General features: G+C 33.8%; 19 protein-coding genes. 9 read left to right on the top strand and 10 right to left on the bottom strand.

Translation table 11 applies throughout. From position 1 onward, the window contains the following. Positions 1–115: 115 nt before the first annotated feature. The 9 genes from ACR65M_RS21650 to ACR65M_RS21610 all read right to left on the bottom strand — a co-directional run bounded on the left by ACR65M_RS21650 (position 116) and on the right by ACR65M_RS21610 (position 12,309). Positions 116–1,666 carry an ATPase, T2SS/T4P/T4SS family gene (locus tag ACR65M_RS21650; RefSeq protein ID WP_440274389.1) on the bottom strand — a complete coding sequence of 517 codons (1,551 nt, stop codon included), beginning with the start codon at positions 1,664–1,666 and terminating at the stop codon, positions 116–118. A gap of 15 nt (positions 1,667–1,681) precedes the next feature. After that, the gene (locus tag ACR65M_RS21645) at positions 1,682–2,839 is read right to left on the bottom strand and encodes a P-loop NTPase family protein (protein ID WP_440274388.1); all 1,158 of its coding nucleotides are present in this window, start codon (positions 2,837–2,839) and stop codon (positions 1,682–1,684) included. Positions 2,840–2,852: 13 nt separating this feature from the next. Beyond that, the gene (locus ACR65M_RS21640; protein WP_440274387.1) at positions 2,853–3,689 is read right to left on the bottom strand and encodes a hypothetical protein; all 837 of its coding nucleotides are present in this window, start codon (positions 3,687–3,689) and stop codon (positions 2,853–2,855) included. After that, on the bottom strand, positions 3,686–5,218 hold the full coding sequence (locus ACR65M_RS21635; protein WP_440274386.1) for a hypothetical protein: 1,533 nt from the start codon (positions 5,216–5,218) through the stop codon (positions 3,686–3,688). The genes ACR65M_RS21640 and ACR65M_RS21635 overlap by 4 nt, the downstream gene beginning before the upstream one ends. A gap of 251 nt (positions 5,219–5,469) precedes the next feature. Beyond that, positions 5,470–6,066, bottom strand: coding sequence for an HD-GYP domain-containing protein (locus tag ACR65M_RS21630; protein ID WP_440274385.1), 597 nt, complete (start codon positions 6,064–6,066; stop codon positions 5,470–5,472). Between the two features lie 20 nt (positions 6,067–6,086). Beyond that, positions 6,087–7,049, bottom strand: coding sequence for a hypothetical protein (locus tag ACR65M_RS21625; protein ID WP_440274384.1), 963 nt, complete (start codon positions 7,047–7,049; stop codon positions 6,087–6,089). Beyond that, entirely contained in the window at positions 7,049–7,948 is a 900-nt protein-coding gene (locus ACR65M_RS21620) for a S1 RNA-binding domain-containing protein (protein ID WP_440274383.1), read from the bottom strand. Before ACR65M_RS21620 ends, ACR65M_RS21625 begins: the two co-directional genes overlap by 1 nt. Positions 7,949–8,186: 238 nt before the next feature. Further along, on the bottom strand, positions 8,187–11,024 hold the full coding sequence (locus ACR65M_RS21615) for a type IV secretory system conjugative DNA transfer family protein (RefSeq protein ID WP_440274382.1): 2,838 nt from the start codon (positions 11,022–11,024) through the stop codon (positions 8,187–8,189). After that, positions 10,996–12,309: a replication-relaxation family protein gene (locus ACR65M_RS21610; protein ID WP_440274381.1), complete on the bottom strand. Its 1,314-nt coding sequence runs from the start codon at positions 12,307–12,309 to the stop codon at positions 10,996–10,998. The genes ACR65M_RS21615 and ACR65M_RS21610 overlap by 29 nt, the downstream gene beginning before the upstream one ends. 1,203 nt (positions 12,310–13,512) lie before the next feature. Here ACR65M_RS21610 and ACR65M_RS21605 point away from each other — a divergent pair. Next, a complete protein-coding gene (locus ACR65M_RS21605; protein ID WP_440274380.1) occupies positions 13,513–13,932 on the top strand; it encodes a hypothetical protein in 420 nt (139 codons plus the stop codon). Positions 13,933–13,947: 15 nt separating this feature from the next. Further along, the gene (locus ACR65M_RS21600) at positions 13,948–15,399 is read left to right on the top strand and encodes a cell division protein FtsZ (protein ID WP_440274379.1); all 1,452 of its coding nucleotides are present in this window, start codon (positions 13,948–13,950) and stop codon (positions 15,397–15,399) included. 49 nt (positions 15,400–15,448) lie between these two features. Here the strand turns inward: ACR65M_RS21600 and ACR65M_RS21595 are convergent, their stop codons facing one another. Continuing rightward, positions 15,449–16,531 (bottom strand): DUF3895 domain-containing protein, encoded by a 1,083-nt coding sequence (locus ACR65M_RS21595; RefSeq protein ID WP_440274378.1) that lies wholly within the window; start codon positions 16,529–16,531, stop codon positions 15,449–15,451. Between the two features lie 735 nt (positions 16,532–17,266). Here ACR65M_RS21595 and ACR65M_RS21590 point away from each other — a divergent pair. From ACR65M_RS21590 to ACR65M_RS21560, 7 genes are all read left to right on the top strand, one after another. Continuing rightward, positions 17,267–18,415: a hypothetical protein gene (locus tag ACR65M_RS21590; RefSeq protein ID WP_440274377.1), complete on the top strand. Its 1,149-nt coding sequence runs from the start codon at positions 17,267–17,269 to the stop codon at positions 18,413–18,415. A gap of 352 nt (positions 18,416–18,767) precedes the next feature. Beyond that, entirely contained in the window at positions 18,768–19,640 is an 873-nt protein-coding gene (locus ACR65M_RS21585) for a tyrosine-type recombinase/integrase (RefSeq protein WP_440274376.1), read from the top strand. A gap of 116 nt (positions 19,641–19,756) precedes the next feature. Continuing rightward, the gene (locus ACR65M_RS21580; RefSeq protein ID WP_440274375.1) at positions 19,757–20,353 is read left to right on the top strand and encodes a hypothetical protein; all 597 of its coding nucleotides are present in this window, start codon (positions 19,757–19,759) and stop codon (positions 20,351–20,353) included. Between the two features lie 14 nt (positions 20,354–20,367). Next, a complete protein-coding gene (locus ACR65M_RS21575) occupies positions 20,368–21,051 on the top strand; it encodes a hypothetical protein (RefSeq protein WP_440274374.1) in 684 nt (227 codons plus the stop codon). After that, on the top strand, positions 21,048–21,914 hold the full coding sequence (locus ACR65M_RS21570) for a hypothetical protein (protein ID WP_440274373.1): 867 nt from the start codon (positions 21,048–21,050) through the stop codon (positions 21,912–21,914). Before ACR65M_RS21575 ends, ACR65M_RS21570 begins: the two co-directional genes overlap by 4 nt. A gap of 284 nt (positions 21,915–22,198) precedes the next feature. Further along, entirely contained in the window at positions 22,199–22,693 is a 495-nt protein-coding gene (locus ACR65M_RS21565; protein ID WP_440274372.1) for an SRPBCC family protein, read from the top strand. 353 nt (positions 22,694–23,046) lie between these two features. Further along, positions 23,047–23,559 carry a helix-turn-helix domain-containing protein gene (locus tag ACR65M_RS21560; RefSeq protein WP_440274371.1) on the top strand — a complete coding sequence of 171 codons (513 nt, stop codon included), beginning with the start codon at positions 23,047–23,049 and terminating at the stop codon, positions 23,557–23,559. Positions 23,560–23,621 lie beyond the last annotated feature (62 nt).

Genomic DNA, 23,621 nt, shown 5'->3' with positions numbered 1-23,621 from the left:
TTGCCATACAGACACACCTCGTTATAGTTGATATATTTATTATAACAATCTGTGTCTACTTTTTAGTCTAGCATCAATATAATGTGCACCGTATTGCCAAAACCAATGAGAAAGGCTATCCATCTATGTCCTCTCCTAACAACGTTTCGAAAATACTATCTTTAATTTTTAAGTAATCTTCCATTGAAGATTGCTTTTCTTTCCTCTTCAAATGAGAAAGTAAAATCTTAGTATCCTCAATGCTTTCTTCTGCCATCATGGTTAATAATGACTTCGAGATATTTGAAGAGTAATAGTATTTTTCAGTAACCGGGCTATATCGAACTAAATCTTGTGTGGAATGTGTTCGTTTTTCCTCATCCCAAATGATTTCTGTTACCCCTATTGCTCGTTTACGTCTACGGTCACGGTCAGCGCTCATAGTTACGATAATATCTATATTTCTGGCAACACGTTCTAATTCGTTTTCGAAGTTACGGTTTGGAAATTCATCAAGAATATGTCTGGTAATCTGAGGAACAACATTTTCTATTTGTGTTAAGTGATAAGTAGAAACAGCTCCTCTCTCCCCTCTTTCACAGGCTTGGAGATATCCTTCGGTTTCGAGTGATCTTATCTCCCCTACAACAATGTAGTCATGCTCCATACGTAAAAGTCTTGGCATTGCATGGTGTAGGTCCCCTTCTTTTGCTTGAATTTCAAATATCAATCTTTCTTTAAACTGTTTTGTTAAGTCCAATTCAAAGTGTTTCTCCATAACTGCAGCAACGTAAGATGGATCTCTTTCCTTTAACATCGTTTTCATAAATGTTGATTTCGCTGAACGAACACGACCTGCGAATATGGTATTACACATAACTCTTGATAATGCTCTAAAAAAAGCAATATCCTCATGAAGGATTGTTCCTCGGTTTGCTTGTTCTTCAAGACTCATGTTTTTAACAATGAATCTACGAAACATGACGTAATTCTGTTTACTACGAGGTTTTTGTATCATGGTGATACGGCTACCATCTTCACGTTCTATTTCAAGCTCGGGTGTCTGTTCATTGATTACTGCATCTTTTACTCTCATCGTAAAAGCACGTTTGATACGTTCAACTGCTTCCTCATTCTCAAAAGCCTCATTTTGCTTCACAAATTGACCATCAACATCAATCCATAATTCCGTACCTCGAATAACCGCTGCTTCACTGTTAGGGATTTTATCCCACTTGTGAAGAATACTCATGCCCCATACTTCATGGAAGATTGCCTCTTCAAGAGAATCATAGAAGGATGGGTATTCCTTCGTTGTGATATTATGATTGGTTAACACTTCTTTAATTTTTGTTATGAAATAGGCCATTGCAGATTCATCACCAATTACCGCTCTATGTTGACGTTCTAACCAGGAGTTGTCTTTATCGTCATTATCGAGTAGTTCATTTTCATCATTCTTTGCTTCAAACATTCCATCAACGATAATGTCATTTAATTCATTACGAACCGTTTGACAGATTTGTTTAAATGACTTTTTTCTGGCATAGGTAGTGACAAATTCTAGCTTTCCGCCTTTATCGCCTATTTGTTTTGCTAACCAATCGGAAGAGCTAAATGGTTTATCTAACCCTAACTCTTGCTCTAATTCATCAAAAACAGCATTTAGTTCTTCAACTTTTGCCATTCGTTACACCTACCTTTATTTAAAGAACGAAAAGAGTCCTTTTTTCTCCTTTTTTTCTTCCCTTATAAATTCTTTTTCAGTTAGTTTACATTCTGAAACAATAAGGTTTGATAAAAGGTCAACATTCTTCGTATAGAAGCTATCTGACATATCGTATAAGAGTTTCTTTTGGAATGCTGCCATTGAACCTAAATCCCCCATATCTGGAAGAGTAGCTACTTTAGTCATTCCTAATTCTTCTTCTAATGCTTTTTCATCAATTAAAGTGTTAGCGGGTTGATATTTATTTACTACTAACATGAAGTCTTCGGAATTCCCACCTGATGGCTCAATCAGTTGTTGAAACACATAAGGGAAATATCCTCTGTATCCTTTTTCTTCTTGTGTGGTTACTAAAAATTTAAGTGTGCTAGATAAATAAGACTGTACTGTGGGTGCTGTATCAAAGTGAGTTCCTGCATCAATAAGAATCACATCAAACACTTCTTTAGCAACCTTAATTAAATGTTCAATCTCACTTGGTTGATAGAATCGTTGCATTTTGATATCACGATTACCCGCTAGGTGATAGAAAGATAAATGATGGGCAACGGCTTCTGATAATCTGGCTGGCGTTAAATTATTTGTTTTTAAATCAACCTTAAGGTCATTTAGATAGTGGCCATTATAGTGATAAAAATAATCGGCTGCGTCCCAGCTATTTAAACTAAGTACCAATACTCTTTCTTCTATTCTTTGTGACAAGGATCTTGCTAGATTTAAAGTAGTTGTGGTGCTTCCTGCTCCCGAGTGAGTTGCGAACAATCCAATGATTCGTTTCGATAAATAATCTTCTCGATTTGTAATTTTACTAATAACTTCCTCAACCGTTTGTTCGATAGTTGCAAGCTCCTGTAAAACAGTAACTTTATGGGCAGCACATAGTCTTGAAATATTTTTCGTGATTTGTTCACTGTGGACAGCGTGCGGTTTGAAGAAAACCGGAATTGTTGGGTGTTGATCACGAACGGTAGATAAGTCCTTCAATTCGAATATTTCACCATCTAGTACAACTGCATGAATTTCGCAATTTGGTTCTTTTATGGAATCCCATAATAGTGCTAGTGAAATTTCTTCATTTTTCTCGAAATGCTCTTTATATAATGAATCATTTGATATGACTATAATATTCACTGTGTTACTCTCCTTACTGATAAGTGATGTACAACTTAGAGCCTTTTCCTAATACTTCTTCTATTAGTTTTGCAAAATCTTCTTCGTTTAAGATTACTTCCAGGTCACTTATAGTTGAGGAACCATTTAGTCGTTTGTCTTGATTAGCTGAGCCCTCTTCAGAGGATGAAACAACCTCTTTGTTCGATGAATCTTTTACATATACAACACGAACTCCTTGTAAAAATGGTTTGCGTTCAATGGATACATTGTCTTGAGATTCTTCTGTACTACCACTTTCATTTGTGCTTTCTGTATTTTCATTTCCATTCGTGTTTACTGGGTTTGCTGCTGTTTCAGTTCCTTCTTCTTCTGACTCCTCGTCTTCTTCAACAGAAACAACTTGAGTAGGACCATTCTGTGTTAAGTTTGTCGAACCGTCTGGACGGACTAAATAAATATCAATCTTATCTTTTCTCCGAAGTGAACCCGGTTGAGCGTAAATCCATTCACTAGTGATAGGTCGTATTGCTTCTCCGAATTCTGTATCAGGAACAAGGTCATCAAAATCGATCATGCTCATGGATATCATCTGATTTCCAACCATTTCATGCCTTGCATCATTCCCAACGATTTTATTAATGTCTTTTGCTAGAACTACATCTTCTATTAGCGATGCTTTAGGTCTTCTTTCTATCATCAGGTGCTTTTTATCAATTCGTTCAGTCTTTTGTATGGTTGTTCCGGCTTTTACGACAACCACTTCCTCACTATCTATCCTCTCTTTTAGATAAAAATCATAGAAAAAGATAAAACCTATTGTTAAAAAGGAGACCATAACTCCTAATCCAATTTTGACTCCTGGCTTCATACTGTACTTTCCTCTCCTTTTTCAAGCGTAATCTTTTTGTTAAATAATCCTTTAAAAAAGCCTGTTCCCTTTTTATGTTTTTTCAAAAATTCTTTAGGAAGAATATCTTCTAATATTGGCTCAAGATATGGGTCTATTAGTTTCTGATAATCCTTATAATCATTTAGGAAGATTCCATCAAATTGAGCTTGGAACACATCTTGTACATTAAAAACGGGGAAATGGGTTATAATCTTACCTTCGTATAAATCTTTTAAAAGTTCATTTTGTAGCACCGATTTATCAAAGCGATTCCCTAAAAAGAAAGACTTTTCATGTTCAATTTGTCTATGTAAAAATTCAATGAAATCCTCTTTCGATTCTTCCAAATACTGAATGAATGGAATATCCGGTTCTATTACAAAATACGCATGGTCAGCGATTTCAAATACATCTTGGTATAGTTCATAACGCCAATCTGTACCTACATCTATAATCGTGACAGTAGACTTGTTAGAAAAAAGGACTTTTACAAAGGTTTCAAAAGCTACATCACTTTCTTCATAAATGGGTTCATTAGTAGGATGTTTACAAATAAGTTCTACATCTTCTTTGTTCCAGTCATACATACTTTTAAATTTTGGATCTATGTATTTACTGAATTGATAAAATCGGCTTCGGTAATCGGCTGAATGTTGTTGTCCTATAAATCGGTCATATGTATAAGGTCTTGCTAATGGGCTCTCAACATATGTTGTATCTATACCCATGTTCGTTAGTGTCCTTGCTAGAATATGTGAAATGAAGGTGCTACCGCTTCGGGCGATAGGACTACCAATCATGACAAGCTTTTTTTTGACTGGAATACCAACAATCTTTTCTGTATTGTTATGAATCTGTATACTATAATCCCGCTTTACAACATTTTTATTGACAACCTTTACCTTTTTCTCAACTTTCTTTTCTATGACATTTTTAATTACCACTTTTTGAGGTTTTTCGGTTGGTGTAGCAGCAGGAGTAGATTCAGTGTCGGAAGTTTGCTCGTCACTTTCGGTTTCTTGGCCATCTACATTTTCAGTATCCTCTCCAACGATTTCATTAGTAGAAACCGAGTTAACTACAAATTTAGATACCCTTGAATATCGAGGTCTGTCTTTTAGTTGCTCCATCATTTCATTGATATCAATTGCGTTGTTATTGAAAATATCTAGAACGTTGTTTTGAACTAAACGACTTAGGAATGGATCTCCTTTTGGCCTCTCACATAAAAACACCACTCGAATACCATCATCATAGATAGCGCGCATGTGCTGAATGAATGTAATCCATTCCTTTTCTCTTTCTGGTCCCATGGTCGTATCACTGGATAGATAGTAGTCATGAACAAGTAGAATATCTGGTTTCTCTAGTTCTACGATTTCATCTAAATATTTATGGTGCATAATCTCTTGTTCAAGGACTTCTAATTCATCCGAATGATTTGCAAAGTGAGAACGAAGTATTTTGCTGTAATCTGTATTTCCAATTGCTAATAGTATTCTTTTCACTTGTATTCACTCCGTTATTTTCGATAAAACAAAAATCCCCGAAAAAACCATGATGATATAATGCTAGATTCTTTTCATAGCATTACTCATAGTCTTTTCGGGGATTTCCCGCTGTTAAAAGTATTTAATTTAGGTTTGCCCCAGCCACCGGGCAAGCAGCTGGGAACTTCAGAAAGTGTTTCCTTAATAACTAAAAAGCTATTAAGAAAGAATGTTTCTATTGTAAATACTACCACTCTGGTATTTTTTAGTCAATAACTCCACCTTAAATAATGAGGATTATCCCAATACATGGAAATGAATGAATCCACTACTTCTGGGGAATAAAAAATACCTTTTAACGATTCTATTTCTGCCAATGCTTTTTCAACAGAAAACGCTTTTTTATAAGAACGATTGCTAGTCATAGCATCAAAGCTATCAACAACTCGTAGAATTTGGGCATAGACAGGAATACCTTCAGCAAATGAACTTATCCCATATGGATAACCCGTACCATCATAGTTCTCGTGATGGTAGATTACTCCATCAAGAAATTCTTTTGAATATTTATCATGCCTTAGAATTTCAAAACCATAAATGGTATGTTGGTTTAATACTTTTCTTTCTTGTTCAGTTAGATGCTCTTCTTTATTCAAGATGGTTTGAGGAATTCGTATCTTTCCAATATCATGAAGTGCACCTAATTGGTACAACTCTTCTTGGCACTCCTCAGACATATTCAACTGTATTCCCATTTTAAACAATAATTCAGCTACTCTTAATGAATGTTGGAATGTATAAATGTCATGTTCAAAGAGCATTTCAAGTTGCTGAAAAGTTTTAGTTTTTTCTTTTAGCTGTTTCAAACACCCACCTCATTAACTCACTAATTTTCCAAAAAACTTAACCTCATTCGCTTCAATTCTTCTCCTTTTGCTTGATAAAACGCAGTACTAACTCCCTCCGTTAACATATCCTCTTCAACACAAACCATAACTTTAAAAGGATACGTATCGAGCATAAGTTCTTGATGAAGAAATTGTGCCATGGATAAGGTCGACGTAAATAAAATGATCGAGGCTGGGTTATCGGGCATTGCGCCTACTTGGAGATAGCCCTTTTTATCGTAAACCATTTTCCATTGATATAACTTTTCCTTTAAGAATCCTAGGAAGTTTTGGCTCATTTGTGCTCTTTCAATGATGAAATTAAGATTTCCTTTTGGTGTTTTCACTTCCGCGGTACCTAATGGTCTTTTTATCCGAGGGTTATTGTTTACATTGGCGTTCCATTCCCATTGACGAATAGAATTCCCTTCAACCAATCTACAACGAAGTTCATTCATTGCTACATATCTTTGGATAGCGCCAATCCCTTTTTCATCCCAATGATTTGGATTCATAAAAAAACTTTCATTGTAATAATGCTTTAATAGTTTGAACCCCGCTATGCCAAGTGTAAATGGAGCGGGTGGACGAATTAATTCTTCTTTATCCTCACGCAACCGTATTTTCCATCGGTCAGCCATACCCAATGAACGTAATTTATCAAGCCTTGTCGATGTTTCACTTCTCGACATTTGAGAACTTAAATACCTGCGTAACTGGTCTTCGTTGCTACAAACAGAGTCCCCAAGAACCTTTAGAATCATCATATCCTTGTCGTCAATTCTATGCCTAAGATAAAGGTTTAACACCGCTTCAATTGTCGTGTATGGTTTATATTTTTTTGGTAATACCCTAAACCCACGAATAAGGGGGTTGTCCCAAAATGGAACTTCCCCCTCCTTTGTATAAAATAAAGGGTATTCTATGGATTCTTCATTTTGATGAAATTGTGTTGTATCCATTATTCGAATAAAAACCCACCGATGTCTTTGCGCTTTTTCTTTCCACGAGGATAACCAATAATCACGACTTTTGTGCTGCGTTTTGCCTTATCAATTCTACGGATTTTACAACTTACAATATCTCCGACAACTGGCTCTTCAAGTGTTCGAGGTTTCATCCCCTTTACTTCTTCACCGATATCTAACATGATGTAAATTCCATGGATTGGGTCAACTGCTGTAACTTTCCCTACAACCGCTTCGGCATCTTTTAAATCTTCTAATAATGTATAAGGGTCAACCATTGTAGCTTTACGACTCACATGAACGAGCTTCTGCTCTTTATCAAATTTTTGCACTTTCACTTGTACAGTTGCGCCACGCTCAATTTGTGAAGCAATGTCACGGATTCGACCATGCTGCCAGTCATATTTAAGCATAAAGCAATCTGTACCATTGATACGAACAAAAATACGCTCTGTTTCTGGGTTGAAACCAGAAATAACACCTGTATAAACTTGATTTGCTAGTTCGCCTTTCTTTTCTAAATACTCAAGTTCATTCCAAAAGCGCTCACTTTTAACTGCATCAGCTTGTTTTACACTTACAACAGCTACTCGACTCTCAAGGTCAATGTCGGTAACAATAAACTCTTGTTTTGTTCCAACAAAGCCGATTAATGAACGATATTCTCTTTCTGAAAACTCAGTAGCGGGACAATATGCTTTGATATACCCTTCCAGTAGAAACGTAATTACTTCCATTTCTTTTTTTACATATTTATTGCCCTCTAATACTTTGGCTTCTTTAAAGCCTACGGAACGAACAACACCTGTTAGGATCTCGTTGTTCCTTCTTGCTCTAGCTAAGACTTCTAATTCTTCATCAGTAGTCCATGACTGTGTCATTATTTCTGCCATTTCTTTTCAACCTCCATAATGTAAAAAAGATTACTTACTATAAAGCGAAGAAGAAAATAAAAAAGGACACCCCAATAAATGCATGTAGCTTCTAATCTACTGCAATTATTGGGGTGTCCCACTATGTTATAAAATTAAGTTGTTGGGGTGTTACTATTTCTTCAAGCACTTTTTTTATTGCCTAAATTGTATAACACCTTACGACAAAATTCAACTTTCTTTTTATAAGAGTGCTATTTTAATAGTCGGTTGCTCCAAAAAACTCCATGTCAAATTTCTCTTTTGGCTTAAATTCTTCGTTAGGAGTTTCTTCTTTTTTAGGAACTTCTTCATGCTGCTCCTCATCCTTTTGTAATTCACCTGGAGGATTTTTAACCTCTTGCAATTCATTTTGTAATTCCTTCATGAAATTACGTTCATCTTCACCTAGCTGACTTTTGGCAGGAATACTTTCTGTCGGATTGTTATCCTCCCGCTCTGGCACACTACTTTCAGGAGAAACTACCTCTTGTTCGTTCGCTTCGACTAGCTCATTAGTTTGGCCATTTTCATCTTTCTCAACATTCGGTAGTGGTTGCTGAGTTTGTAATTTTAGGGACGATGATGAAGTATTATTAACTTCCTCAATCCTTTCATTAGGGTCCTGATTCTGAACATTTGATTCCTCAATCTCTGGTTGATTGATTTCAACCTTTGGTCCGGATGTTTCTCTATGTCGGAATAGTACGGTTCTAGGAGAGTTCCCTTTTGGCGTATCTCCCTTTGGCTCTTGAGTATTAAATTCACCACGAGGATGATAAGAATGAACTGGATCTTTTTCTCTTTCTTCAATGCCTTCTTCTTCAACTTCAATAGGAGCATCTAATTTTACATTTGTTTCACTTAAGAACTGATTTCTTTTTTCAAGCCAATATAAACCACATTCATCTTCTACGCTTATTACTGCTTCTTTAAATTCTTCTTTTGGTACAAAGTTAGCATCAATCTGTCTGACAGGTATAGGTTTATTATTTGCTACAATTTTAACAGCACACTGGAATGGCTTTTGGAAGATAATGTCGCTTGGTGACAGGATCACTTCTTTTAGTTTTGTATAAGAACTTCCAGTTCGTACTGTGGGTGTTTCCTGTAATGGTGAAACAGATTGTTCACTCTGCATTTCTTCGAATCTCTCTTTTTCTCCAAATATCTTAGAGAATAGCTGCGCGTCAAAATCAGGAATATCTCCATACACCATACGATGACGAAGTGTACCGATAAGGGTATGCATGTATGTTTCTCCATATTTATCAGCCAGCTGCGTAACCGTCTGGGCAACTACGGTAACAATAACTTTGTATTTCCTACTTTGAGCGGGAAATTCTTTAAATGGACGATAGATGTAATCCGGGAATTCGTCTGTCAGAATATGATGGAACGGTGAGACGTTAGGCTTTCTTCTAAAAACAGCATTTTGTAAACTTAGTAATACTAGCTTTCCAAGTACGTTGGAGAGCCCAGCGAGTTCTCCCTTTGCAGTGTTCAATAAGAGTACGCCACCATACTCTAGGTGTTTATCAAAATTGAAATCTGATTTCCCGAATAGTACACGACGTAATAGTTTGTTAGCTCCTATATCATTCAAAATGTTGCGTAAACCTTGTACATACTCGGATTTTCCATCGTAATATTGTTCTTCCCCACGGAATTCTCCATGAGTTACTTTTTCAATAGCACCGCCTCTTGACTTTACAGGTAAATGGTTCATATCAAACCATTTATCAATTTGTTTTACGATTTCCCAATGGTTTCTCTCATCTCTATCAGTAATAGAATCTAAGTCATTCGGAATCGTCTTCTTTAATTTTACGTGCATTTGTCTTACTAGTTGAGGTGATTCATACATATTCAATAACATATCGAATGTTACTTCCTTGTCTGGTTCATGTAACTTTAATAAATAAATATAATGTTTAAGATGGTTTCTTTCGGACTGTTGGAAGAAAAAATTGCTGTCCCCACCTTCTGCTAAACCTTCGATTACCATGGCGAATGCTTCGGCAACTTGATCAACGGGTCCTTGCATCGGATTAATATTAGGTGTGTTCGGATTTGTTGGATCAATATAAAAAACTGGTTCACTTGGTATGTTATGAGCTTTTACTAGTTCAAAGGCTTTTTGACATAAATCATTGGAAGGCTCAATTACCGATATACCATTTAGATATGCTCCTTTTACGTCCTCCGAATTATAATCTTCTCGTTGGGATATACTCGGATAGTCATTAATAAACCTTGTCATCCAATGTAAATCCTGGTTAAGAATTGGCAGGACGAGCGCCGCTGTTTTACCTGTTCCGATACTTCCTATGATTATATTATTTAATGTTCTGTCTTTACCTGGTTGGATTATGAGTTCCTTAGTTTCAGAGTCTGGCCCCAAAACAACATCCGGAAATTTCTCTTCCTCCCCCATTTTTACAAAACGTTGTAGAAAATTAGATTTAAATTCAAATTCCTCAAATGCTTGATTAATATCTGCACTATGTTGGGAATACTGACCGAAAATCCATAGTAAAAGTAATACCACTACAATTGTTGGAATGAAAACGAGTAATACCATTAGATTATCGGTATTACCTAGTAGAACTCCATGCCAAACATTTTCAACCTCTAAACCCGCTAGTCTCTCCTGAAGATATGGGACTAACCCTTTATAAACAGGAACAGTTGCATACCACGCATAATAGAAGGTAATACCAATAATCATATTTCCGAATATTAGTCTTCTCCATTTCAAAGATTGAAATTTTTTAATCTTAGTAGAGAAAAGCCAGCCCAATATGGTTATTACAGTAATACCGGCCATTCCGATCATAGATGGTTTAAGTGGACTTCCAAATGGTATAAAAACAGGTATGGCTTCTAGAAACTGTCCTACCATCAAAAAGAAATAGTTAAAGGTTGCTCTAACAGATAACCAACATGAAACAACGAGAAATACAGTTGCAGTGATTAATGGAAGATTTGTCATACTTGATAATCTGTCTTTCATAGAGACAAAAGAATCACTTATCGACATAAGTCGTTCTTTCAAAAGTCACCGCCTCCAATCTCACCTTGTTTGCCATAGTATAAAACTTAGGTTCACTTTCCATTTGTTCAACCAAATCACCTATAACCCCTACAAGTAAATTTGGATATAACTCACCTAATCGATCATGCTCCATTTCTTCTTTACGCTTATATACACCTATGATTTTATCTACCTTCTCCCTCAACTCTGATTTCATAACAGAATGCAAGTAATGTAGTTTTTTTAGTCCTGTCATGTAACCTTCTTCCAGTAATACCACAAATACTTTTTCTTGAATTGTTTTTGCTTTGTTACTAACAGATAGGATTAAATCTGCATACAAGTGACTAGGGGTATGATACATATAAATGGAATCTCCATTGATTGTATTCACGTCATATTCATCTTTAAACTTGTTGTTATACTCAAGTACCTTTTGAATGGTTGTAACTTCAATCCCGATTTGTTGAGTATCTAACGGAGTTTCCCCTAATAACACTCTAGCTGCCACCCCGTGTGCACGATACAGAGAAACAACATATAAATTGAGATTTTCAATATTAAGTTGTTCTGTTTGCTCAATAACAGTCTGTTTGATATTTCCTACTCGCTTGTCCCTGTTCTTATGTTTGACCTCAAGAACAGGTAAACTTTCATCGACTACAACAAACAAAACCGAATGATTTTGTTCAGGATATTTTTCAGCGAGCTGTATGTAATTAGTAATTTTATCTTTTAATACATCATGCTCTTGAGATCCTGTATCAATTTCTATGTTTAAGTAGTGATTATCCTTAGAGAAAATCCAGTCAGGAATAATGATTTTATTACCTTCATTATTCCAAAGAGAAATGGAACTAGCTGGTTTGGAAGTAATTTGTTCATTGTAATCCAGTAATATTAATGTGTTAGTAACCATCTCCTGGGTAGCAATTGTATGGAGTTGTTGTTTCTCTCTGAAAAAATCAGAAATTCTTAAATCATACCAATCCTTTGGTGCATAACCGTTTTTGATAAGGATTTCTATTCCTTTACTACCTATTCTAAAGTAATACACTTTGACTCCGTTACGACCTAGATATACAGGATTAACCGCCAGCACATCTAAACTTGCCCATCTTACTAATTTGTCTCTTAATGATTTCTTATTAGTCTTATTAGACCTTGAAATAAAACTGTATATCTGATCAACGGAAAGAAACTTACTTTCGGTTATTAGTTTTAGCATTAAAAACTCATCATCTGATAACCGAATTTCATCATCCTCTCCAATTTTAATTATTTTCCTTTTAGGACGCTTAGCCAAAATTCTCCCTCCTTTTAACAATAAAAAACTCCCCTAGACAAAACAGTACTCAAATAAATTTGAATACTATCTCATTTAGGGGAGTCCCTCTGCTATATTTTATTATGCTCAAATTATAACATTATTTTAACAGATAACAACTATTAACTCCTTTTATAATTATTCACAAGCTTGAATATATGGAGGATAAAAATCAGACTGGAAAAATAAAAAAATGATTAATTTAGGGTACAAAATTTGAACTCCGAATTTACCAAAAAAAATCACCTGAAATTTTAGGGTAATGGACTTCGTGAATACATAGTAGTCGGGATTCATGTTGGTTATCGAAATCTTATTGTAACAGTGGTTTTGGTTTATTTTCTATATGACCTTTGCGCGGTTAACAAAGGTCAAATACCGTATGTGGTCTTTGTTATGTGGTCTTTGAGGTAAAATATAGGTATTCTTCGAAAGTTACCCCCTTCAACTACTGTGCCAAAATTGTGTATATTTCATCGCATATTTTAACGCTCATTTTAGAGGAAGGCTCACTAACCATAAAGTTATTTAGGAAGTAATAAATTGCTATTTCCTCCCCCCTCCTACCTTAAAAATAGACCTAGAGACCAAACGACCCTGTTATAAATCGCAATTCAACCCCAACTTAACCCTCAAATGCTCCTATGATTTATCTTCAATTTCCATAAACAAACAATTGAACCCCCTTTTAGCAACATAGCTTTCTTAGATGTAATGGCTTGTCTAATAACTGGTTGTTCAAGATGTTATGGAGAGTTAATGCAGCACATGCTGTCAGTTTTTATAAGACTCTAAGTTTAGACTCTGAATATAGACTCTAATGTAAATGTTTTTTCATAAAATGTTGTTTTTATCATATTTACCAATTGTTTTAGTTCAGACTCTAAATATAGACTCTAAACTAAGTTTTCGCTTTAGTTTCCTTCGAGATTTATATCGATTCAGTTAAAATTTTGTTGTATTTTTCAAAAACGCTTTGTTTTTATGTGATATTCAAGGTGGTTACTTCGATTTTTTAGTGATTAGACTCTAATTATAGAGTCTAATCTAAACCCCTTGTAAATCATAGGTTTATAATCAAAAATGTGTTTATTGAAAATTATTAGACTCTTGATTTAGACTCTTGTATTAGAGTCGGGGTTGAGGTAAAATATAGAAAATGAAGAAATAGGAGGTAATCTTTTGAATAATGAGCTACATCAAAAGTATAAAGATATTACCTTTCCTCAAGAATTAGTTTCACTATTTTCAGACATTGTTTCATCTGATGAAACGGCTAGGAAAGTTTGCGCATACATAGGTAAGACTGAACAACAACAACGAAAAGATGAAGGTGTTACCAGAGGCGTTACGATTAATGATATTGTTGAAAATGTAATGGTTGAACGTAGAACAAGAGTCAACGAAAGAGGTCGTACATATTCCTATGACCAAACCAAAACGAATATTCATAGGAAAACTGCTGAGCGACAAGTTGATAAGTTATTAGATATGTCTCTTCTATACTACCAATCTGTTAAACCATTAAAATTCCTTTATCTCACTAAACGCGGATGGCAAGTTGTTGAGGAAATCATAAAAAGAAGTGCAAATAAAAACTAAGGAGCGATATGAATTATGTTATTTACTAACAATCCCCCTGCAATTAATATGACAATGGTTGGTTTTGGCCAAGCTGGAACAAGAATGGCTGACTTATTCGCAGCAATCAAAGATAAAAGCGGAACACCCGTATATAATTGCTTAGCTTTAAACAGTAATGATGGTGACTTAAAAGGATTAGCACATATACCTGAAAGCAACCAAGTTTCCTTAGAATTAGGTGGTTTGGGTAAAAATCCTGAAAAGGCGATGCGTGTAATTGACGAAAATGAGGATGCAAAAGAAAAACTAAAACAGTTTATTACACAAAGGGTAAGACCACAAGACGATTTAGTACTTTTCTTCGCTGGGCTTGGTGGTGGCACTGGTACATCAACAATTGTAAAGAGTATTGAAGAATTCAATGATTTTCATAATAAGCCGATTATCAAGAAAGAATTAATTAAGCTTCAACAAGCTACTCCTCCTGCTGAATTTAAAACAAACATTAAGAAATATATGGCACAAGCTGTAAAGAATGCTGAGGAAAAAACGGTAAAAATAGGTGTTATTGTTACTCTTCCAGTTAGATCAGATGGTCCGGATGTATTAAGACAAGTGAATGACTTTACTCAACGAATTTGGAAGTTAGCAAAAGACAAGTCAAAAGGTATTGCATTTGTAATATTTGCTGATAACCAACAGTTTGCAGATGATTTTGAAAAACTTGCTGAAAATGAACGCAAAGCATTAAAGGTAGATAATTATAGAGATTACGCTAACTTAACGATTCGTGATGTTATTCACGAAATGAATACTGCAACAAATGGTGGTGGTACTTCGGTAGTTTTTGACAAACAGGACTTTAAACGTCTGATTCTTGAACACCAAGGGTGCTTAGTAATTAATAAAGTTGAAGCTGATATAAACTCCGTAAAAAATGAGCATGATATCAAGGATATGTTTATTAAATCAATTCAAGGAAGCCTATTACATCAACCTGTAGAACTTTTGGAAAAACAGGAAGACGGAAAAATGTTAGCTCAAAAGGTTCATCATGTGGGGTTACTAGCTGTACTTGCACCTGATAAAGAAATTTCAAGTTCCTTTATGGATACTGCAAAAGAAGCAGTAATTAATGAGGTTCCAATAAACGGTACAGTATTCAATGGTTATATCGTTGATAAAAATAATCGCAAAGCTAGTATCTACACATTCTTTAAAACTGACGCCCTCCCACTTCGTCTATCGAAAGGATTAGTAAATGAATATCAGGAATATATTGAACGTCAACGTAAATTTATCTATAAGGATTCATCAATTGAAGCAATTGCAGCAACAAACGATGAAGAAGATTTCGATATGGATCTTGATTTAGCTGATTTGGGAATCGATTTAGGTGAAGAAACAGTTGGAATTGAAGAAAATGCCGAGGATACCTTTGATGTAGATATTGATGCGCTGGATTTTGATAACTTAGAAGATTAATTACATGTAAAAAGGAAGTGGGGACCTAGCCCACTTCCTTTTTTACATGTCAAAAATCAAATAAGGACATTTGCTGTATATCACGGTCATCTGAGTTTTCATTGTTTGTATTTTGCTTATTAATTACTGTGTAATGGGAATCTTCGAATGTTTTGCTGGCAACTTTCAAGACATTTTCAGAAACCAAATGGTCTAAAAACAGTATTACATCTGGATAAATCTTATATCTTCCAGTGGTGAACCTAACATTTGAAGCATTATGGTTATTAATTAGAAATTGACAAAGTGCCTTAGCTGATACAGTATCCTGTTTTTTAATATAAGAGGTTATAATTACCTTATGAGAGTGCTTTAATCTCTCTTGTTTGCTAGATTCATTTTCCTCTATTTTATAATCGAAAGGGTTATTCCAAGTAAGTTTTGTACTTGTGTTATTATCCCTCATTGAATAATTTACAGGACGATTAGATATTGAGGTTGGTACCTCAACGTTTTCCTGGTAACTCACATTGTTATCTTGTAACTTAGGAATCTCTTCAATTGGTATACTTGGTTTCTGGCTTTTGGTCTTTTTTAATTCCCCCCATATTAGTTTTCGTAATCTATCTACTTGCAAATCAAGTAATGGAAGGTCAAGTTCCAATTGGCTTTGAATAGCACTAGGTATAACCAGATTTTCAGGAATAAAATTAAGTCCGACTGTTTGCAATGACCAACCATTCATGTGTTTGGTTAATATCTCATCTAATTCATAATCAATTTTTTCAAAACCTTTGATTATGTCCTTGACTAAGTGACCTGGTATTCCGGTATGATCCTCAAAATGCTTTATGCCTAATTTTACAATTTTATTTGTTATTAAATTTTTTACGATATATTGATATCTCAATGATCTACCACATTCACACTTTAAATCTGGTGTTACAGTCCCTCCATCAATATAATCAACCCACTCCCATGAGTTCGCTATATCTTCTATATTTTCGTTCTCACTCGATGCTTTACTCAAAGCAAGAATATTAGTAAAAACGGTTTTTTTACCTCTTTTTAATGTTTGAGATAAAAATTGCTGTTGTTCAGTGTTGAGAGATTGCATTATTTCGTCCCTTTTAGACTGCTTCAATAAATACATGGAAAATCCCCCTTTCTATCAATATACCAGGTAAATAAACTTTCACATAAAAAAATCGCTCCCTTGGAAGGAACGATGTTTCTTATTTTAGTTTAGGATTGTTGTTATGACCGCACATGCTAATGTAACAATAGCAACGGTCACTGCAATATTATCAAGTATTCTTTTTGTGCTTTCTTTCATAAACATTAACATATGAGATCACCTCTAGAATTAGATTTTATTTGGATTTAATAAATACATAATAACACAATTTCAGAATAGCGCTAATATAAAACTTAATTTCCAATCAATAAAGTGATTCAAACTGATTGAAAAATAACTTACCAATCAGTTTGAATAATTATAAATAAATATATAAATTATTAATCATTATAAATTGATATTAACTAACTAGTAATCATTAACAATCATTATAACTTACTATAAACCACAATAGTTATAAATCACTTGGTTATAAATCAATAAAAATACGTTTCAATAATTATAAATAAATATTATCAATAATCACTATAAATCATCTCCAGTATTGCTTCTGATTTATAAGCTTTAATAATTATTGATAGTTAAAATCCTCAATCAATATCAATAAAACTGTTGATTGGAAACAACAAAACTCTTGAATTCGTAGGTTTTCTAGCCAATAATAAGATATAATGAGTTTTTATAGAGGGTTGAGGTGAGTGTTTGATGGAACGGGATAATTTGAACAATACAATAGATGGTGAATTCCATGTGATTGATGAAGAAAAAGTAATTGATCTAGAGGAAATGACTATCCCAGAAGAAATTAAAATTGTATTTAAGGATGATCCTTTATATCAACTAATAGAAGAAGAAGGTCTGACCGAAGAACTCATACCGAATAGCTTATTGGACGGGTTAAATAGAAAGAATCAGTACACTATATCTGAGGCAGCTGATAAACTTGGAAAAAAGGATTACCAGCTGCGTAATATTGTTCAACGGAACGGATTAGAGGAATATGTTCAAATTTCTCAGGCGGGTAAGCTTTATAGGTTAGATTATAGAGGGATTTATCGTTTGTATCTGATATTTCTTCTTCAAGATCAACTTGGAAAAAGACCAGTAGATATTGCAAGTTTAGTAGGGGTTATGCCCGAAACCATAAAAGAGGAAACTCCTAAAACTAAGCAGGTTGTTCGAAAAGGGACCACAACCACGGCTATTCCATCCGACATTTCGGAACATTTAAACGGAATGGAAAACCAAATGTTTAGCATGTTTTTATATATGCAAATGACAAGAGAATATGATTTGAAAAAACAAAGTTATGTAAAAGCACTTGAAGATGTTTCGGTTTGGGAAAAAGATATGGAGCATATCAATAATCTTATAGAGTTACATGAATCGGTTTTACAACTGGTAAGGGAAGAAGAGAAAGAGCTTCAATCTATAAGAAAAAATATGAATAATGTGGTTAAAGGTATTAATCAAAACTTGGAAGATGCAGCAAAGTCCCAGGTGGAAATGTATGAACGTGTGAATAGGCAAGTTAATGAGAATGTAGGTTTCTTCGGCAAATTGTTTGGCAAAAAGAAAACAGAACAAGAGAGTCCAAAAATTGCATTTAGACAAATTCCAATAGCAAATGAAGAAAGCAAAGATGTTGTCCCAACAAAAGTAGAAGAACTTGAAAAATTGAAAAATAGTAGAATTGAGCTAGAAAAACGCAAACAGGTAGTGCACGAAAACAAAGAGAAAGCTCTAGCTGAGTATGTAGAAATAAAGGATAAAATCATTAAGGAAAAGCAAAGATTATTAAATGAGATTAATAATCCATCTATGAAACTTTTTCTGGAACAAGATCCTATAAGCAAAAATATTGATTCTTTACTATTGGAAGGTAAAAAAGGTGAGTAGTAAGATATTATTTTAAAGGCCAGAACGAAAGTTCTTGGTCTTTTTTATTGATTATGATTAATAAAAACTACTATTTAATAAATATTAATCAATTTCAATCAAATAATAGTTGATAAAAGGGTAGGGGTTTGTGATAATTTCTCCTTATTGACAAATGGGGTTTCAGGTACTTATTTTAGGGTATTTTTTTACCCTAAAATAAACAACCGAAGAACAGGTTTTACAGCTAGTAAGCTTAAAATATTTCAGCTTGAATTACAAGCTTTTCTTGTAAAGAAGTGGAAAAAACTAATCAGGCAATGATACACTAGTTATAAATCATGAGTAATTAATAGAGGCAGGGGAGATTAAAATGGACTCTAGTTATTATGGTTATGGTGGATATTTAAGTGAGAATGGATATAGAGATGATACCATTGACAGTTACAGAAAGTCTATTGACCTCTTCTATGCATTTATTGATAAAAAGTACGGGAAAGAAAAAGCGGTTTTCGAGATAAATCCTTCAGATATTAAGGGATTTTTGCAAGATAAAATCGAACAAGGGAATAGTTTGAAAACAGTAAATAAACATTTAACAATATTAAAAGGTTTCTTTGATTACCTATGGAATAAAGACATAGTAATGGTTGATCCAGCTGTTAAAATCAGCAGGTATAAAGTGATTGAAACAAAAGTGAATGTAATGGACTATTCATTTTTGTTAGAGCTGTTACCCAAAGTGCTGACCAATCCGGATTACAATGCACTTCGGAAAAGTATTTTCATCTTGGCATTGAAGGGGTTAAGAGTTTCAGACTTCCAAATTCAAAAAGATAATGTAATAGAGAAAGGTAATATTGTTCAATTAGACTTAAAAAAGCGTATAGTAATGTTAGTTGACGATGAAAAAAGTTATTTCATTGAATACTATTACGAATCAATATTCAACGGTTCAGATTATGTATTTGTTACGAAAAAACATAAAGAAAATATTGTTCCCATAGAGATAATGTCAATCTACACTCATTTAAATGCTATTTCAAATGATTATCAACTTCCTCAAAAGTTATCGCTAAATGACATAAGAACATCATATGCCTATTATCTACATGCTAATAAAAATTACTCTGTTCAGAAGATTAGTGAAACACTCGGAATAGAACTAGATAGTGCAGCACAACTAGTGAAAATTAGCATAGACCGTCACATGAATGTTAAGGAAAAAGTTGAAATAGTAGATTAATCCATAGTATTATAGTTTATAAAGAATAATAAATTAATAAAATAAGGGAAAAAACCCAAATGGTCATAGGATGAACTATGTCTATTTGGGTTTTTTTGTTGGAAAGGGGGGAAATTATGCAACTATTAGATACAAATAAAAAAGTTGAACTTAAGAACTTAATACTAGCTTCACTAATGAGTGAGGGTGAAATATCTTATTCTCAAAATAGCAGTGAATCGTACCTAGTCGTTCCGTTTTCAAAAGAGAAGTCCTATTATCTTTCAAATCATATTAAACATCATAATTTAAAAGAATTTATTATTGTTGAGCCTCATAAGGAACAAATGAAAATTGCATTTAATTCTATTTTTGAAGAGTTGGTAGCCCAATGGTATGAGGAGGGTCTAAAAATCTTTAGCAAAAGGTTAGATCCTTCTTTTATCACTTATCAATCAATAATTATATGTATCAATCTATTCGGTTCTCGAAAACTAGAAGGTATCTCCATTCCAACATCAGTTGATAAACGGTTCTTAAAGAATCTAAGTTACTGCATTGAGAAAAATCTTGGGATTACTGTGATACCAGGTAAAAATCAAATTAAGATTCCAGAGGTACCTAGTTTATTTCTGGAAAACATCGATAGGACATCAACATTTGATAGCACCGAATTAGCAAATTTTTTAACGAATCAGGAAAAGAATAAATTAGTACAAGCATCGTCAAAGTAGGGGAGGGTAGTAAATTGAAATATGCAAAACTCGTAGTTTTATTGACTTCAGTATCTGTATTATTTGCCTGCTCAGATAGTAAGTTTGTTGAGGAAGGGGAAAAGAACGTAAATGCTGGTAAAGTAGTAGTAAAGGAAAGAGAAAAAGAGCTGAAAGAACTAGAGAAAAAACAGAAAGAGATTTACGAGGAAATGGAAAAACCTCTAGATGAAGTAATACAAGAGAATGAGTTGGACTCATTAGAAATAATGGAAGATACCAACGTTACAACGAAAGAATACTATGAGGATGAAAATGAATTTGGAAAATTTGTAGGCCAAGTTCTAATTGATTTTCAAAACTTAACAATCTCACCAGAAGACTATTACAATTTTATGGATCATCATGCATCTAAAAAGGCTAAGGCTGAAATGGTAGAAAAGAAAGAGGAACAAATCAGAGTATACAACAATATTCAAACCATTTTTAAAAACCAAAAAGTAAAAAGAGAATCCTATGTTCTATCCAAAGTAACCCTAACCCAATCCCAAAAGGAAGGGTACTTTTATCGAAAAGTTTCTACAGACAAAGGTGATGAATATTTTATTACAACCATCGTAAGTGAAGATGGTGTTTGGAAATACGAACAAGATCAACCATCTCCACCGTTTATTATTGATAATGTAATGGCTGAAGAGAAAGGGGAACAAGTAGAATGAACGCCTCAATGGACCTAGATAGCATTTTCCAATACACAGAACAAAAACTAACCTCTCATTTTCAAAATAACATTAAATTTAACCAACAGTTTTTTGTATTAACTGAGTTTTACAAGAACAAATTTAACGGTTTAATAAAGCAAGAGGATGAGCAAATTTTTGGAGAAATGCTTTTTCAATGTTCGAAAAGCCAAATTTTCAATGGCTATTTTATTATGAGAGAGCTACTGTTAAACAATCAGGAAACTTTAAGTGATGAATGGTTTGCTCAAAGTGAAGGAATCTTAACCGAACAGCTCCCAGGGATCATTAGAGAAGCAGCACAACATGATTTTGATAATATAATCATCGAGGACGAAATGAAAAGGTTGATTAGATGGGCAATCACAAGATACGAGGATGTTTATTCCACTCTTCATCAGATATCTTTCGATTTAGTTTGTTATGGAGCAAAGCAAGCTGTTATTGACGAAAGAGATAAGAAGGGTATACAAACTAACGAGGCTTTAAATGGCCTTCTAGGTGCTGTAAATGACCTGAATTTCATTAGTCCTCAGTCTTACCTTACTTGTAACGCGAAACCGTCAGAATCGGAAATTTGGACGCTTTCATGGTGGTCTTCAATCCAAACCACAGATAACAAAGTGGGGGAGGTAACAGTTTTAGCTATCCCGCTTGAAAATACTACGCAATATGCTCTTAATATCTACTTAAGTAAAAGACTCCCAGAGCATGAAAGAAGTAGTGTAATAAGCATTGTACTAGCAAATCTAATCGAAAATGGTATTGCTAGAGAAGATATTGTAATGAGCTATGCTTTAGTTGAGGAATTTTATATTTTCGTACCACAAGAACAGAAATAAGATATTATTAATAAAAATTAATAGGCCAAACGACAGGTTATAAAGTTAAAAGGATTCGTAATCAAAAGATCCGTTACCTGAATTAGTATGGCCTAGATTAACCATATTTCACTAAACTGCACCTATACTTCAATAAAAAGGGTGCGATCTCCTTCTTAAAGAAACGCACCCTTTAAGTACAAACCTTCACAATCTTTTATTAACAATGAAGCAGAAAATTCTTTATTCAACTTACTATTAATGGTATTCTACAGATGAAAATATTTCCAAAAGGAGGATTTGTTTTGACAACCACTACAAATGATAGAACCATTATTAATGAAGTTACAATTAATGCCCCTTTACATTTAGTTTGGTACGCTTGGACAATATCTGAAAGGGTTTCAGAATGGTTCGCACCTGAAACAGTCGTAGAAGCTATAGAAGGTGGGGCTTATGAACTTTATTTTATTCCTGGGAATAAAACTGGAATGAATACCAAAGGTTGCAAGATTGTTAAACTTGTTGACGAAAAAGAATTACGATTCTCTTGGAAAGGCCCAGATCAATTTGAATCTATAATGAATAGTGAAAATGAATTAACTACTGTAAATGTTAGTTTTGAACCAGTTGATACCAAATCTACAAAAGTTATTATTGAACATACAGGATTTAAAGAAGATGATAATTGGAAAGAAGCATTTGAATGGCATCAAATGGCTTGGTCAGGTGTTCTAAGTAGCTTAAAGTCTGCTCTTGAAAAAGGTGAAGGCAGTTTATGTTGTCAACCTGTAAAATAAAATAAACTGCACAAAACCATCTATTGTTTCGAGTTTAATAGATGGTTTTAATATTTCGGTTCTTACTTTGGAAAAATCCAAATTTAATTAAACTGCCCCGAGTTGAATAAGAATTATATCTTCATAAAGTAATCATTTGGTCTTTTTTTGATAGGGGAGTCTATTTGCATGTATACTTGTTCACTACAAATTTTTTAACCATACCTGAAGGTTTTATACTTTATGCCTTCTATAATAAGGTTTCAGGGAATTCTCTTGGATTAATAATTTCTCTAATTGTGTAATTTTTGTTTACTAAGTTATACGTTTTGTGTAAAATATAAGTAAATTACTCAATTGGGGGAAATAAATTTATGTACGGTGAACGCATTAGACAATTAAGAAAAGAGAAGGGACTAAGTTTAAAAGAATTAGCAGATGATTTAGGCATAGCATTTACTACACTGGGAAATTACGAAAGAGAAGAAAGAGAACCAAACTTTAATACATTCGAGCAAATAGCCGACTACTTTGGTGTTTCTATTGATTTTTTGTTAGGTAGAAGAGAAGAAAGAACTTTTGATGAATATGTCTTAAATAATGATTTTATTAACTTAAAAGAAAAACTTAAAAATACTAAACCCGAAATCAGGAGTAATATTGTCAATGCTTTTGATCAACTATATTTGTTAGTGAACAGAGATTTAAATGATTTGGATGTTAATGTTGATGAAATAAAACATATTCACGAAATTATAAATTTCATCTTTAGGCTTAAGAATGGATTAGGCTGGAGCAAAACCCAAGACGACTTTTCTAGTATTGAAAATTCATATGAATTTACAAAGGAATTTTTAAAAGAGAAGCAATTAGTTGAACTGACCTAGCCAAATGAGACATATATAAAACACCTATCCATATTAAATTTAACACTTTTTCATTAATTTGA

This window comes from Ferdinandcohnia sp. SAFN-114 (assembly GCF_059415045.1).
This window is presented reverse-complemented; position numbering and strand designations above follow the sequence as displayed.

What these genes read in the sequence shown, in the direction of transcription:
- ACR65M_RS21650 (WP_440274389.1), bottom strand. Translation starts at nt 1,666, where the DNA reads ATGGCAAAAGTTGAAGAACTAAATGCTGTTTTTGATGAATTAGAGCAA.
- ACR65M_RS21640 (WP_440274387.1), bottom strand. Translation starts at nt 3,689, where the DNA reads ATGAAGCCAGGAGTCAAAATTGGATTAGGAGTTATGGTCTCCTTTTTA.
- ACR65M_RS21625 (WP_440274384.1), bottom strand. Translation starts at nt 7,049, where the DNA reads ATGGATACAACACAATTTCATCAAAATGAAGAATCCATAGAATACCCT.
- ACR65M_RS21620 (WP_440274383.1), bottom strand. Translation starts at nt 7,948, where the DNA reads ATGGCAGAAATAATGACACAGTCATGGACTACTGATGAAGAATTAGAA.
- ACR65M_RS21600 (WP_440274379.1), top strand. Translation starts at nt 13,948, where the DNA reads ATGTTATTTACTAACAATCCCCCTGCAATTAATATGACAATGGTTGGT.
- ACR65M_RS21595 (WP_440274378.1), bottom strand. Translation starts at nt 16,531, where the DNA reads ATGTATTTATTGAAGCAGTCTAAAAGGGACGAAATAATGCAATCTCTC.
- ACR65M_RS21585 (WP_440274376.1), top strand. Translation starts at nt 18,768, where the DNA reads ATGGACTCTAGTTATTATGGTTATGGTGGATATTTAAGTGAGAATGGA.
- ACR65M_RS21580 (WP_440274375.1), top strand. Translation starts at nt 19,757, where the DNA reads ATGCAACTATTAGATACAAATAAAAAAGTTGAACTTAAGAACTTAATA.
- ACR65M_RS21570 (WP_440274373.1), top strand. Translation starts at nt 21,048, where the DNA reads ATGAACGCCTCAATGGACCTAGATAGCATTTTCCAATACACAGAACAA.
- ACR65M_RS21560 (WP_440274371.1), top strand. Translation starts at nt 23,047, where the DNA reads ATGTACGGTGAACGCATTAGACAATTAAGAAAAGAGAAGGGACTAAGT.